Source organism: Microbacterium laevaniformans (genome assembly GCF_016907555.1).
GTDB classification, from domain to species: Bacteria; Actinomycetota; Actinomycetes; order Actinomycetales; family Microbacteriaceae; genus Microbacterium; species Microbacterium laevaniformans.
Map to the genome: position 1 here is coordinate 2,656,455 of NZ_JAFBCE010000001.1, position 13,324 is coordinate 2,669,778.

Annotated in this window: 16 protein-coding genes; 4 read left to right on the top strand and 12 right to left on the bottom strand. The window is 70.8% G+C overall.

Annotation, left to right across the window (positions count from 1 at the left end; all coding sequences use genetic code 11):
* Positions 1-22: 22 nt before the first annotated feature.
* From JOE53_RS12755 to JOE53_RS12770, 4 genes are all read right to left on the bottom strand, one after another.
* Positions 23-1,348, bottom strand: a complete 1,326-nt coding sequence (locus JOE53_RS12755; protein ID WP_204947932.1) for a dihydrolipoamide acetyltransferase family protein — start codon at positions 1,346-1,348, stop codon at positions 23-25.
* A gap of 118 nt (positions 1,349-1,466) precedes the next feature.
* The gene (locus JOE53_RS12760; RefSeq protein WP_204947933.1) at positions 1,467-2,444 is read right to left on the bottom strand and encodes an alpha-ketoacid dehydrogenase subunit beta; all 978 of its coding nucleotides are present in this window, start codon (positions 2,442-2,444) and stop codon (positions 1,467-1,469) included.
* Positions 2,444-3,571: a thiamine pyrophosphate-dependent enzyme gene (locus tag JOE53_RS12765; RefSeq protein ID WP_204947934.1), complete on the bottom strand. Its 1,128-nt coding sequence runs from the start codon at positions 3,569-3,571 to the stop codon at positions 2,444-2,446. The genes JOE53_RS12760 and JOE53_RS12765 overlap by 1 nt, the downstream gene beginning before the upstream one ends.
* A 93-nt stretch (positions 3,572-3,664) precedes the next feature.
* Positions 3,665-4,735 carry a histidinol-phosphate transaminase gene (locus tag JOE53_RS12770; protein ID WP_204947935.1) on the bottom strand — a complete coding sequence of 357 codons (1,071 nt, stop codon included), beginning with the start codon at positions 4,733-4,735 and terminating at the stop codon, positions 3,665-3,667.
* Positions 4,736-4,814: 79 nt separating this feature from the next.
* On the opposite strand from JOE53_RS12770, the gene JOE53_RS12775 reads away from it, so the two are divergent.
* Entirely contained in the window at positions 4,815-5,216 is a 402-nt protein-coding gene (locus tag JOE53_RS12775; RefSeq protein ID WP_005051743.1) for a phage holin family protein, read from the top strand.
* Between the two features lie 16 nt (positions 5,217-5,232).
* Here the strand turns inward: JOE53_RS12775 and JOE53_RS12780 are convergent, their stop codons facing one another.
* On the bottom strand, positions 5,233-6,561 hold the full coding sequence (locus tag JOE53_RS12780) for a hypothetical protein (RefSeq protein ID WP_204947936.1): 1,329 nt from the start codon (positions 6,559-6,561) through the stop codon (positions 5,233-5,235).
* Entirely contained in the window at positions 6,558-6,809 is a 252-nt protein-coding gene (locus JOE53_RS12785; protein WP_204947937.1) for a hypothetical protein, read from the bottom strand. Before JOE53_RS12785 ends, JOE53_RS12780 begins: the two co-directional genes overlap by 4 nt.
* 128 nt (positions 6,810-6,937) lie before the next feature.
* Between JOE53_RS12785 and JOE53_RS12790 the strand changes: the two genes are divergently transcribed.
* Positions 6,938-7,441 carry a low molecular weight protein-tyrosine-phosphatase gene (locus JOE53_RS12790; RefSeq protein WP_036282749.1) on the top strand — a complete coding sequence of 168 codons (504 nt, stop codon included), beginning with the start codon at positions 6,938-6,940 and terminating at the stop codon, positions 7,439-7,441.
* A gap of 58 nt (positions 7,442-7,499) precedes the next feature.
* On the top strand, positions 7,500-8,888 hold the full coding sequence (gene purB / locus JOE53_RS12795) for an adenylosuccinate lyase (protein WP_204948253.1): 1,389 nt from the start codon (positions 7,500-7,502) through the stop codon (positions 8,886-8,888).
* 29 nt (positions 8,889-8,917) lie between these two features.
* Here purB and JOE53_RS12800 read toward each other — a convergent pair whose 3' ends face one another.
* The 6 genes from JOE53_RS12800 to JOE53_RS12825 all read right to left on the bottom strand — a co-directional run bounded on the left by JOE53_RS12800 (position 8,918) and on the right by JOE53_RS12825 (position 12,331).
* Positions 8,918-9,253, bottom strand: coding sequence for an amino acid transporter (locus JOE53_RS12800; RefSeq protein WP_204947938.1), 336 nt, complete (start codon positions 9,251-9,253; stop codon positions 8,918-8,920).
* Entirely contained in the window at positions 9,250-9,942 is a 693-nt protein-coding gene (locus tag JOE53_RS12805) for a hypothetical protein (RefSeq protein ID WP_061681358.1), read from the bottom strand. The genes JOE53_RS12800 and JOE53_RS12805 overlap by 4 nt, the downstream gene beginning before the upstream one ends.
* 99 nt (positions 9,943-10,041) lie before the next feature.
* A complete protein-coding gene (locus JOE53_RS12810) occupies positions 10,042-10,479 on the bottom strand; it encodes a hypothetical protein (protein WP_204947939.1) in 438 nt (145 codons plus the stop codon).
* A 12-nt stretch (positions 10,480-10,491) separates the two neighbouring features.
* Complete coding sequence (locus JOE53_RS12815) at positions 10,492-10,902, bottom strand: VOC family protein (protein ID WP_036321319.1); 411 nt, start codon at positions 10,900-10,902, stop codon at positions 10,492-10,494.
* A gap of 5 nt (positions 10,903-10,907) precedes the next feature.
* Positions 10,908-11,345: a helix-turn-helix transcriptional regulator gene (locus tag JOE53_RS12820; RefSeq protein ID WP_373876949.1), complete on the bottom strand. Its 438-nt coding sequence runs from the start codon at positions 11,343-11,345 to the stop codon at positions 10,908-10,910.
* On the bottom strand, positions 11,342-12,331 hold the full coding sequence (locus JOE53_RS12825; protein WP_204947940.1) for a Gfo/Idh/MocA family protein: 990 nt from the start codon (positions 12,329-12,331) through the stop codon (positions 11,342-11,344). The genes JOE53_RS12820 and JOE53_RS12825 overlap by 4 nt, the downstream gene beginning before the upstream one ends.
* 68 nt (positions 12,332-12,399) lie before the next feature.
* Here JOE53_RS12825 and JOE53_RS12830 point away from each other — a divergent pair, with 68 nt between their 5' ends.
* On the top strand, positions 12,400-13,323 hold the full coding sequence (locus tag JOE53_RS12830) for an NADP-dependent oxidoreductase (RefSeq protein ID WP_204947941.1): 924 nt from the start codon (positions 12,400-12,402) through the stop codon (positions 13,321-13,323).
* Position 13,324 lies beyond the last annotated feature (1 nt).

Below are 13,324 nucleotides of genomic sequence, written 5' to 3' on the forward strand. Positions count from 1 at the left end.
GTGTCGCAGCGGATGCCGGGGGTCAGTCCAGCAGCAGCGCCGGCTCCTCCAGGATCGATGCGACATCGGCGATGAAGCGACTCATCCCGTCGCCGTCGATCACGCGGTGGTCGAACGAGCCCGAGACCGTGGTGACGAAGCGGGGACGCACCTCGCCGTCGACGACCCATGGCTTCTGGCGGATCGTGCCCATCGCGACGATGCCCGACTCGCCCGGGTTGATGATCGGGGTGCCGGCATCCATCCCGAAGACGCCGATGTTCGTGATCGTGATCGTGCCGCCCTGCTGATCGGCCGGCGTGGTCTTTCCCTCTCGGGCCGTCAGTGTCAGCTTCTCGAGCGCCTTGGCGAGCTCGCGGAGGTTCAGGTCCTGGGCGTCCTTGATGTTCGGCACGAGCAGGCCCCGCGGCGTCGCGGCGGCGATACCGAGGTTGACGTAGTTGCGCACCCGGATCTCGGCCGAGCCGTCTTCCTTGTCGATCCACGCGGCGCCGATCAACGGCGTGCGTCGCACCGCCCAGATCACCGCGCGCGCCATGATCAGCAGCGGCGAGACCTTGATGTCGGCGAAGTCGGGCGACGCCTTCAGCCGCTTGACGAGCTCCATCGTGCGCGTCGCGTCGACGTCGGTCCACACCGAGACGTGCGGCGCGGTGTAGGCGGAGCGCACCATGCCCGAGGCCGTGGCCTTGCGCACGCCCTTGACCGGAATCGCCTCTTCGCGCTCGCCGACCGGCGGTGCGGGGACGGGCGCGGCGGAGACCGGGATCGTCTGCTCCCGCTCGGCGGGCGCGGTGGGCGTCGCGATGTTGCGGAAGACGCTCGCCTGCTCGGCGTGGCGCACGACGTCGTCGCGGGTGACCTCGCCGGCGGGACCCGTGGGGGTGACCTCGGCGAGGGTGACGCCCAGGTCGCGCGCGAGCTTTCGCACCGGCGGCTTGGCGACGACCCCGACGGAGGCCCGCACGGTCTCGGCGCGCTCGGCCGGGCGCTTGCGGCGAGAGGTCGCTCCGGCGCCCGTGCCGTAGCCGACCAGCACGGCGCCGCCGTCGTCGGATGCCGCGGCCGGCTCGGGCTGTGCGGGTGCGGGGGTCTCGGCATCCGCCGCCGCGCCGCCGATCGTGATGATGGGGGCCCCGACCGTGACGGTCTCACCTTCGGGGGCGAGGAGCTCGCCGACGGTGCCGGAGAAGGGCGAGGGCAGCTCGACCAGCGACTTGGCCGTCTCGATCTCGACGAGCACGTCGTTGACCTCGACGGTGTCGCCGGGCGCGACGCGCCACTGGACGATCTCGGCCTCGGTGAGGCCTTCGCCGACGTCCGGCAGGTGGAAGATCTGCTCGCTCATGTCGTTCTCCTTCAGGGCGTGAGTCCGCGAGACACGTGATGCGCACCGAGACACGGGGCTACGACGCGTGTCTCGGTGCAGGGATGGTGTCTCGCGGTCATGGGCGGGGCGGGGCGGGTCAGTAGGCCAGCGCGCGGTCGACGGCCTCGAGGATGCGGTCGGCATCGGGGAGGTAGGTGCCCTCGAGCTTGGCGGGTGGGAACGGCACGTCGAAGCCCGACACGCGCAGCACCGGCGCCTCCAGGGCGAAGAACGCCCGTTCCATGACGGTCGCGGCCACCTCGGAACCCACCGACGTGAAGCCGGGCGCCTCCTGCGCGTAGACCATGCGGCCCGTGCGGCGCACCGAGTCGAGGATGGGACCGTAGTCGATCGGCGAGAGCGAGCGCAGGTCGATCACCTCGCACGAGGTGCCCTCGCTCTCGGCGAGCGCGGCCGCCTGCAGCAGCGTCGTGACCATCGCGCCGTGGCCGACGAGCGTGACGTCGGTGCCGCGGCGCACGAGCCGCGACGCGTGCAGCGGCAGGGGGCGCTCGGCGGTGTCGACGTCGCCCTTCATCCAGTACTTGGCCTTGGGCTCGAGGAAGATCACCGGGTCGGGCGAGCGGACGGCATCCTGGATCATCCAGTACGCGTCGTTCGCCGTCGACGGAGAGACGACGCGCAGGCCCGCGGTGTGCGTGAAGTAGGCCTCCGGGCTCTCCTGGTGGTGCTCGACAGCTCCGATGTGGCCGCCGTACGGGATGCGGATGACGACCGGCATCTGCAGCGCGCCCTCGTGCCGGTTGGTGAGCTTGGCGAGCTGCGTCGTGATCTGGTCGAAGGCGGGAAAGACGAAGCCGTCGAACTGGATCTCGATGATCGGACGGAACCCGGCCATCGCCAAACCAATCGCGGTGCCGACGATGCCCGACTCGGCGAGGGGGGTGTCGAGCACCCGCTGCTCGCCGAACTCGGCCTGCAGGCCTTCCGTCACGCGGAACACGCCGCCGAGGCGACCGATGTCCTCGCCCATGAGCAGGACGTGGCCGTCGGCGGCCATCGCGGCGCGAAGACCCGCGTTGAGCGCCTTCGCGAGGGGCATGGACTCCACCATCAGACTCCTCCCTCCAGCGACGCCTCGTAATCGGCGAGCCAGCGACGCTGCTCCACCATCAACGGGTGGTCCTCGCTGTAGACGTGCGCGAACATCGACTCGGGCTCGATCGTGCCGAGCGCGTTGGTGCGTACGCGCACATCGTCCGCGTAGGCCTGCGCCGCGGCATCCACCTCGTCGAAGAAGGATGCCGCCGCCCCCCGCGCCTCGAGGTAAGCACGCATGCGGGCGATCGGATCGCGCCGCGCCCACGACTGCTCCTCGTCGGACGTGCGGTACTTGGTGGGGTCGTCGCTCGTCGTATGCGCGCCCATGCGGTAGGTCATCGCCTCGATCGCGCGGGGTCCCTCGCCAGCGCGCGCCTCGTCGAGCGCAAGCTTGGAGACCGCGTAGCTGGCCAGCACGTCGTTGCCGTCGACGAGGGTCGACGGCATGCCGTATCCGGCGCCGCGGCGGTAGAGAGGCGCTCGCGACTGCGTGGCGACCGGCACCGAGATGGCCCAGTGGTTGTTCTGCAGGAAGAAGACCTGGGGCGTCCGGTAGGTGTTGGCGAACACCATCGCCTCGTGCACGTCGCCCTGGCTGGATGCGCCGTCGCCGTAGTAGACCACGACGGCCTCGTCGCGGTCCGCATCGCCCGTGCCGCACCGCTTGTCGAAGACGAGGCCCATACCGAAGCCGGTCGCGTGCAGCGTCTGCGATCCGAGGACGAGCGTGTAGATGTGCACGTTGCCGTTCTTCGGGTCGGTCGGATCCCAGCCGCCGTGCGTGAGACCGCGCATCACGCGGATGATGTCGATCGGGTCCACACCGCGGGCGGTGGCCACGACGTGCTCGCGATAGGACGGGAACAGGTGATCCTGCGGCCGGGCGGCACGCACCGATCCGACCTGGGCGGCCTCCTGCCCGAGTGACGGCGGCCACAGGGCGAGCTGGCCCTGCCGCTGCAGGTTGGTGGCCTGCCGATCGAAGGCGCGCACGACCACCATGTCGCGGTAGAACGTCTCGAGCTCGGCGTCGGAGAGCGCGTCGATGAGCGGCAGGTAGCGCTCGGCTTCGGATGTGGGGGCGAACGTCCCGTCCGCCGCCAGAACGCGCACGAGGGCCGGGTCGTCAGGCGGGGTCATGTTCCCACGCTAACGCCCCGCGCATGCGTCCGACTGCATGGGATCGACAACGGGAATCGCGATCCGCCGTGTGCCGAGCACAACGGGCAGGAACTAACGGCGCGCTGCGACGGATGTCGCCACCCGCACGATCGGCTCGATCGCCTCGTGCTCGCCGATGGAGATGCGCACCCCGTCACCGGCGAAGGGGCGCACGATCAGGCCGGCCTCCTCGAACGCCGCCGCGACCTCGAGGGCTCGCGCGCCGGCCGGCAGCCAGACGAAGTTGCCCTGCGCCTCGGGAACGTCCCACCCCGCCGCGCGCAGCCGTGCGGCCAGGTCGTCGCGGTGCGCGGCGAGGGTGCGCACGCGCTCGAGCAGCTCCTCCTCGGCATCCAAGCTGGCCAAGGCCGCTTCCTCGGCGGCGGCCGTCACCGACAGGGGGATGCCGGTGCTGCGCGCGGCCGCCAGGATGCGCGGGTCGCCGACGGCGTAGCCGACGCGCAGGCCGGCGAGACCGTAGGCCTTCGAGAAGGTGCGCAGCACGACGACGTTCGCGTGTCCGGCGGCGATGACATCGGCGCCGGCCACGGCATCCGGGTCGGTGACGAACTCGGCGTAGGCCTCATCGAGGATGACGAGGACGTCGCCGGGGACACGCGCCAGGAACGCGTCGAAGCCGGCCTGCGTCACCACGGGGCCCGTCGGGTTGTTCGGGCTGCAGACGATGATCATGCGGGTGCGCTCGGTGACGGCGTCGGCCATCGCCTCGAGGTCGTGACCGCCCGCCGGATCGTTCGGGACGGTGACGGCCGTCGCGCCGGCCACCGTCGCCAGGCTCGGGTAGGCCTCGAACGAACGCCAGGAGAAGAGGATCTCATCGCCAGGTCCGCTCGTGGCCTGGGCGAGCTGGAAGAGGATCGACACCGACCCGGCCGCGATGTGCACCGCGTCGTCACCGACGCCGAAGCGCTCCGCGAGGCGGGCGCGCAGGCGCGGTGATGAGGCGTCCGGGTAGCGGTTGACGGCGATGGCCGCCTGCACCGCGGCCACGACGCTCGGCAGGGGGGCGAAGGGGTTCTCGTTGCTGGACAGCTTGAACGCCTCGGCGCCGGCCTGCTTTCCCTGCTTGTAGGCGGGGAGGGCGGCGATCTCGGGGCGGATGCGCACGGGCAGATCGGTCACGCGTCGAGTCTACGAGGGGCGCTGCGACCTGGAGTGAAGCCTTTCGAGCGCGGCATCCGCGTGGAAGACTGTGAGCACCATGCGCTTCATCGTCCGCGTCGTCGTCAACGCCTTCGCCATCTGGGTCGTGACCCTCATCCCCGCCCTCCGGGTCGGGGTGACGCCGTTCGCGCCCGGTGAGACCCTGCAGCTCGTACTGACGCTGCTCGCCGTCGCCGCGATCTTCGCGCTGGTCAACACCATCATCGGCACCGTGATCAAGATCGTCGCGATCCCGCTGTACATCCTGACGCTCGGGCTCATCTCGTTCGTCATCAACGGGCTGCTGCTGTGGATCACGGCGTGGGTCACCAGTTCGTGGGGCTGGGGCCTGACCGTCGAGAGCTTCTGGCTCGGCGTCGTCGCCGCGATCCTCATCTCGCTCATCAACTGGGTGTTCGGCATTCTGCTGCGCCCGCAGGAGAAGAAGCGCCGCAGCTGACGGTCTCGTCACCTCATCAGAGCCCTCCTCCCCCCGAACGCCGTCGTCGATCCGCCGAGCTGGCCTGCTCTCGGTGGGCGCCGTAGACCGTCGAGGTGACGACGACCGCGCCCGCCAGGGGTGCGAGACGCTGGCGCAGCGCGTCGATGCGCGGATCGTCCGAGGAGTCGACCATCGCCGCCGTCTCGCGGTAGGCGTCGAGCTGGTGCACCGCGAACGTCGCATCGCTCCACCGCGGCATGGGATCGGCCTCGCGTTCGACGACGACACTGTCGCCAGAGCCCGAGACACCCGGAAAGCCGCCGACCGCGAGCGCCGCGACCGGATCGTCCGTGTGCCGGACGGCGACCGAGAGCACACCGTCGGCCTGTTCGGCCTGGACGGGGCTGCCGAAGCTGACCTCGGTCACGACGTCGAAGTCGCCGTCCCGCGCCAGGTAGGCCGCGATCATGCCACCCTGCGAGTGACTGAACACGTGCACGCGATCTCCCGCGACCGCCCCCGCCGCCGTCAGCGCGCGCTCCACCGCGAGGTACGACGACGACTGGGCACCGAAGTACAGCTGGAGGTTGGAGGTCATGTCCCACGGCTCGTCCGCCGCGAACGCGGCGCGGGTTCCCGCGATGTAGGCCACGAACTCGCGCTCGCCGGACGCGTAGCGGTACTCCTCCACGCGCACGCGCGCATCGTCGAGGCCGTCCTGTCCCGGCATCCGATCGATGACGTCGACCAGTCCGCGCGGCGCGGCGTCGGCACCGGTCGCGCGATGCGTGCTGATCTCCTCGACGGATGCCGTCTCTGCCCCGGGCCGCAACGGGGGCGCCGCGGCGGGCACCGTGCCCCGACCGGCGCGGCGGACGGCGGCGGTCAGCTGCGTCAGGGCGGGTCCGAGCGGGCCGTACACCCCGAGCATGAGGGCGCTGTCTCGCATCTGGTCTTCGATGTCGCGGTGACGGCCCTCGATCCACTCGGCCGCGAGCCGCTTCGCCGCCGCCGCGACATCCCCCTCGGCCTGCATCCGTGCCGCCGCGAGCTGTATGACGTCGACGTCGCGTGTGCCGTGGAGCGCGTGCAGCGCCTCCTTCTCGGCGAGGTCGTACGTCTGGGCGAGCGTGTCGAGCGTGCGCGAGAGGTCGGTGGCGATCGCGTGCGCCTCCCGCGCCCGCCCGGCGGGATCGGGAACCCAGAGCCCGGCAGCCAGCGACGCGGTCCCGGCGCCGGCGAGCGCTTCTGCGACCTCATCGAGACGAGCCGAGATCGGCCCGAGGGCGCCGGACAGCTCTCGCAGCGCATCGGTGTCGACCGCGACGAGCCCGCCGGAGCGGATGTCGACGTCGTCGCTCATCCGGCCGCCTCGATGAGCGCCCGCTCGGCCGCCTGAGCCAGGTCACGGTCCCAGGTGTCGATGTCATCGATCGCGACCGCGCTCAGGTGCGCGCAGGCGTCGAGACGCTCCCGGATGGGTTCTGCCGCCGTGGTCGCCCACTGCGCGTCGGCCCGCAGCCCGAGCATCCGCAGATTCGACTCCACGAGAGTCTCACGCGCCTGACGCAGGAGGGCCCGGGCATCGGCGATATCCGCGAGTCGGTCCACAGGACGATCGTCGGCCCGGGCTGCGCAGCGCCGTGCGACGGTCTCGACATCCGTGGACAGGCGCGGCGCGCCGCCCGCGTGGGGAGGAGGTCTTTCGTGCGGCCGTCGACCTGCACCACAATGGGGAGGTGACTGCCCACGCCGCACCGTTTCGCGTCGTGTTCGTCTGCACCGGCAATATCTGCCGCTCCCCCATGGCCGAGATCGTCTTCCGCGACATCGCCGACCGCGCCGGCCTCGGCGCTCGCGTCGTGTCGACCAGCTCAGGGACGGGCGACTGGCACGTGGGTGAACGCGCCGACAGCCGCACCCTCGATGCGCTCGCGCGACGCGGCTACGACGGCGCACGCCACCGCGCCCGTCAGTTCACGCTCGACGACTTCGAGCGCAACGACCTCGTGGTCGCCCTCGATCGCTCGCACGAGCGCATCCTCGCGAGCTGGGCGCGCACGACGACGGATGCCGACAAGCTCGCGCTCCTGCTCTCTTTCGACCCCGAGGCGCACGGCAACCTGGACGTCCCCGACCCGTACTACGCCGGCCCGGAGATGTTCGACGACGTGCTCGGTATGATCGAGAGCGCGAGTCGGGCGCTCTTCCGGCAGCTCGAACCGGCCATCCGTCCGTTGTGAGCCTGTCGTCGTGCGCACCGGCCGCGCGTCGACAGACACCGTGATCGGAGCCCGCGTCGTGACCACCGCGAACACCCTCGCCCACCAGCCCCTCAGCCCGCTTGACGGCCGTTACCGCGGCGCCGTCGCCGACCTGTCGGCGTACCTGTCGGAGGCCGGCCTCAACCGTGCGCGCGTCGAGGTGGAGGTGGAGTGGATCATCACGCTCACCGACCGCGGCCTGTTCGGCTCGACGGCGCTCACGGCCGACCAGAAGGACGCCCTCCGCGAGCTCTACCGGGCGTTCGGCGCGGCGGAGATCGAGTGGCTCGCCGCCACCGAGTCGGTGACCCGCCACGACGTGAAGGCCGTCGAGTATCTCGTGCGCGACCGGCTGCAGACACTCGGCCTCGACGCCGTCGCCGAGCTCACGCACTTCGCGTGCACCAGCGAGGACATCAACTCGGCGTCATACGCCCTGACGGTCAAGCGTGCCGTCGAGAACGTCTGGCTGCCGAAGCTGCGCGCCGTGATCGACGCTCTGGCGGCGCTCTCGCACGAGCACCGGGATGCCGCGATGCTCTCGCGCACGCACGGTCAGCCGGCCACCCCGTCGACGATGGGCAAAGAGCTCGCCGTCTTCGCCTGGCGGCTCGAGCGCGTGGCCGCGCAGATCGCCGGCGGCGAGTACCTGGCGAAGTTCTCCGGCGCCACCGGCACCTGGTCGGCGCATCTGGCCGCCGCCCCCGACGTCGACTGGCCCGAACTGTCCCGCGCGTTCATCGAGGGCCTCGGCATCGACTTCAACGTGCTGACGACGCAGATCGAGTCGCACGACTGGCAGGTGGAGCTGTACGACCGGGTGCGTCACGCCGGCGGCATCCTGCACAACCTCGCGACCGACATCTGGACCTACATCGCGATGGGCTTCTTCGCGCAGATCCCGGTCGCCGGCGCCACGGGCTCGTCGACCATGCCGCACAAGATCAACCCGATCCGTTTCGAGAATGCCGAAGCGAACTTCGAGATCTCGGGAGGTCTGTTCACGACCCTCGCCTCGACCCTCGTCACGAGCCGCATGCAGCGCGACCTCACCGACTCCACGACGCAGCGCAACATCGGCGTCGCGTTCGGGCACTCCCTGCTCGCTCTCGACAACCTGCAGCGCGGGCTCACCGAGATCTCACTCTCCCGCGACGTGCTCCTCGCCGACCTCGACGCGAACTGGGAGGTGCTCGCCGAGGCGATCCAGACGGTGGTGCGCGCGGAGATCGTCGCGGGACGGTCGCAGATCACCGACCCCTACGCGCTGCTGAAGGAGCTCACGCGCGGACGCCGCGTCGGCGGCCCCGAGCTGGCGGATTTCGTGCGCACCCTCGACATCGGGGATGCCGCCAAGGAGCGCCTGCTGGCTCTCACGCCGGCCGGATACACCGGCCTGGCGGACGAGCTCGTCGACCGGGTCTGAGCGGCGTCTGAGCGCGTCTCTCGACGGGCTCAGCGGCGCGGCGCGGCGCCGTCGTCCGTGGCGTCGGGGGATGCCTCGGCATCCGTGTCGTCCATGAGCACGCCGTGGTCGATCTCGCCGCCCATCTGGGCCGGATCGACCGCGAGCATGCACAGCGCGATGATGACCAGCGTCGCGATGAAGGCGACGCCGGCGACGACCAACGAGACCACGACGACGTGCACCCGCTCGTCGCCGGTGAGGTCCTGGAAGAACCCCATCGAGACGAGCGTGACGAGGCCGGAGAACAGGGCGGCGGCGAAGGCGAAGCTCAGCAGCTGCACCGGCTTGAGCAGATCACGACGGGTGGGACGCGGCTCGCTCATGCGGAACCTCCTGAACGGGTGCCGTCCTCGGCGGCGGGGCGTCGCGGCGAGAAGCCGGCGATGCCGAGGAAGACGGCGATGATGGCGGCGTAGCCGCCGAAGAGGCCGACACCGATGGTGATGCCGGTCAGGGTGAAGGAACGCCCGGCCTCGGAGATGAAGTACTCCAGGCTGTACGCGGGGTTCACCAGGAGCAGACCGATGCCGAGCGCGATGGTGAGCGCACCCGCGAGCACGCCGTCGCGCCCCTCGTCGCGGCGCTCGCTGCGCAGGACGCCCTCGAGGGACGCGGCGCTGCGGCGCAGCCGCACGCCCCCGATGAGCTCGGCGACACCCGCGATCAGCGCCCACGCGATGACGACGACGAAGAACAGCGCCGTCGAACGCAGCCCCGGAATGCCGGTGGCCATCCCCGCGAGCAGAGTCAGCACTCCGAGCAGGATCGGAACGGAACGGCGCTCGCGCGGGAAGGCGAGCCACGCACCGATCAGGAGCACGAGCGCGGTGGCGATCGCCCACCCGCTGAAGACGGCGAGACCGACGGATGCCGAGTGGTCGGGCGAGAAGGTCACCATCACGGCGGCGAGAGCGGCGAGCAGGGCGCGACCGAGCTGCACATGACGCACGTCGAAGGTGCGGGTCGCTCCGGCACCGTGGGTACGGGTGGGAGCGGGGGCGTCGTCGGACACGTCGGACTCATCGGATCGGGGACGGTGGAACCCCACCAGTCTAGGTCGTCGCCCGCGCCGATCCGGCGCCGACCTTCGCCGGATGCCGGCGGTGCGCGCTCAGGCCACCGAGCGGGCGACGAGCTCCCGCAGCGTCTTTTCGACGGCCGGTGTCACCGCGACCACGGCGAACGAGGTCGCCCACATGTCACCGTCGTCCAGCAGCGCGTCCTCCTGGAAGCCCACCGTGCCGTATCGCGTGTCGAACTTCGATGCCGGCTGGTAGAAGACGACCACCTTCCCCTCGCGGGCGTAGGACGGGAAGCCGTACCAGGTCTTCGGCGCGAGCTGCGGCGCTTCCTCGGTGACGACGCGGTGCAGCAGTGTGGCCACCTCCCTGTCGGTGCCGGTCAACGCGTCGATCGCCGCGATGCACGCCTCGAGCTCCGCGGCCTGTTTGGCGGCGCCCTTCAGCCCCTTCGTGGATCGCAGCTCTTCGGCGCGCTGCGCCATCGCCGCACGCTCATCGGCGCTGAAGCCGCTCTTGGTGTCACTCATGGGTGTCTCCTCTCAGTGGGACTGCTGGATGCGCAGGAGGTTGCCGGCGGGATCGCGCACCGCGGCATCCCGCAGCCCGTAGTCCTGATCGGTCGGGTACTGCACGATGTCGGCGCCCGCCGCCGCCAGGCGGGCGATGTCGCCGTCGAGGTCGTCGGAAGCCAGGTTGACCCCGAAGTAGCTGCCCTTCGCGACGAGCTCGGCGAGCGTCCGCCGTTCGTCGTCGCTGATGTCGCGTCCCACACCGACCGGGTGCAGCACGATCGCGGTGTCGGGCTGGCCGGCGGGGCCGACCGTGATCCATCGCAGGTGCTCGTAGCCCACATCCAGGCGCACCTCGAATCCCAGCACGTCGCGGTAGAACGCGAGCGACGCCTCGGCGTCGACGTGCGGCAGGAAGGAGGAGTGGATGCTGATGCTCATGGGCCTCACGATAGGCCGGTCTCGCGCGGGAGCGCTTCTCGATTCCTGACCGGTCGGGTCAGCCGACGGGCGATGCAGGGGAGCATGCCGACGCGGAAGGGCGCGCCGCGGGTGCGATAGCGTCCCGGAGACACGCCCACCAGCTCGGTGAAGCGTGTGGTGAAGGTACCCAGAGACGGGCAGCCGACGGCGAGCGCGATGTCGGTGACGGCGAGCTGCGTCGTCCGCAGGAGGGTCATGGCGCGTTCGACACGATGCGTCATCAGGTACGAGTAGGGCGTTTCGCCGTAGGCCCGCCGGAACTGTCGCGATAGGTGACCCGGCGAGACGTGCACGGCCCGCGCAAGGGTGGGCAGGTCGAGGGGCTGGGCGAAATCGCGGTCCATCATGTCGCGCACGCGTCGCATCCGCACCAGCGTGTCGAGCTCGACCCCGGCGCTCACCGCGCGGCGCGTCCCGATCCGGCGCGCAGCTTCTCGGCATCGGCACGGATCGCCTCGACGGCGCGCAGCACCTCGAGGCTGCGCCGCTGGTCGGCAGATGCCTCGTCATCTCCACGGACGAGCTGGGCGAAGCGGGCCACCTCGAAGCGCATGTTGTTGTCGGGGCCGTCGATCTCGACCTCCTCGTGCACGCCGGAGAACAGGTCGAGCGTGATCCGGCGCGGCGCGGTGATCTCATCGATCTCGATCGTGCCGAGCTCGCCCTGGATCTCGTTCGGTCGACGCGAGGCGCCGATCTTGGAGAAGCCGATCTGCACGACGAAGCCGTCGTAGGAGAGCACGGCGGCACCCGCGCCGTCGGCACCGGTCGCGATCGTCGCCGTCGCCCCGACCACCGCACGCGGTGCGCCGAACAGCTCGATCGCGGCGCTGAGCGGATAGACACCCAGATCGAACAGCGCTCCGCCCGCGAGAGCCGGGTCGAAGATGTTCGGCGTCTCGCCGGCCAGGACGAGGTCATACCGCGCCGACCGCTGGCTCTGCCCGAACGACACCAGCCGCACCGTTCCCACCTGGGGCAGCAGGGCACGCAGACGGGTCATGCCCGGGTCGTACGCGTTGCGCATGCCCTCGAACACGACGACCCCACGGGCCTGGGCCGCCTCGACGAGGCGCGCGAACTCGTCCGCCGTCGGTGTCGCCGGCTTCTCGAGGAACACGTGCACACCCGCCGCGATGGCCGCTTCGGCCTGCGCGGCGTGGGCGCCGTTCGGCGACCCCACGTAGACGGCATCCACCGCGCCTGAGGCCAGCAGCGCCTCGAGGTCGGTGCTCACGCCGTCGATGCCGAGCCGATCGGCGAACGCGCGACCGCGCGCCGCGTCGCGGGAGAACACCACGTCGATGCGGATGCCGGGCGTCTGCGCGACGGCATCCGCGAACTTCTCGGTGATGGTGCTGGTGCCGATCGTGGCGAGTCTGATCACGCCCCCCAGAATAGGCGCGAGGCTCGTCCGGAGGAATGGATGCCGGGCGCGCACGGTTGGGATCGAGCATGAAGGCACTCGTCTATTCGGATTTCGGCGGCAACGACCGCTTCGAGCTCACCGACCGTGAGGAGCCCCACGTCGGTCCCGACACCCTGGTGGTGAGGGTGGTCGCGGCCGGGATCAACCCCGTCGACTACAAGATCCGCGAGGGCTACCTGCGCGGCCTCATCGACACCCGCCTTCCGGTCGTGCCCGGCTGGGACGTCGCCGGCATCGTCGAGAAGACGGGACTGGACACCCCTGAGTTCGCCGTGGGAGACGCGGTGCTCGCCTACGCACGCGCCGACATCGTCGAGAACGGCTCGGTCGCCGAGTTCATGCCGGTGCCGGTGCGCACCGCCACCCTCAAGCCGGAGGGCCTGTCGTTCGAGGATGCCGCCGCCCTGCCGCTGGCCGGGCTGACGGCGCTGCAGACGCTCGAGCGTGCCGGAGTGGGCACGGGCCAGACCGTGCTGATCCACGGCGCCGCCGGTGGGGTGGGCTCGTTCGGCGTGCAGCTCGCACGCCGGCTCGGGGCTCGTGTCGTCGGCACGGCGTCGGAGCGCAACCACGCGTACCTCCGCGATCTGGGCGCCGAGCCCGTCGTCTACGGCGAGGGCCTCGTGCCTGCGGCCCGCGAGATCGCCCCCGACGGGTTCGACGTCATCATCGACTTCGTCGGCGGCTCGACGCTCGACTCGACGCCCGACCTGCTCGCCGACGGCGGCGTCGTCGCCTCGATCGCCGACGCCCGCGCACGCACCGAGTTCGGCGGCCACTACGTGTGGGTGCGCCCGAACGCATCCCAGCTCGGTGAGCTGGCTGAACTCGTCGCGGCGGGCGAGCTGCGCGTCGAGATCGCGGCGACCTACCCGCTCGACGAGGCTGCCGCCGCCTACGCCGCTCTCGAAGAGGGCCACACCCGCGGCAAGATCGTCGTCACCGTCTGAC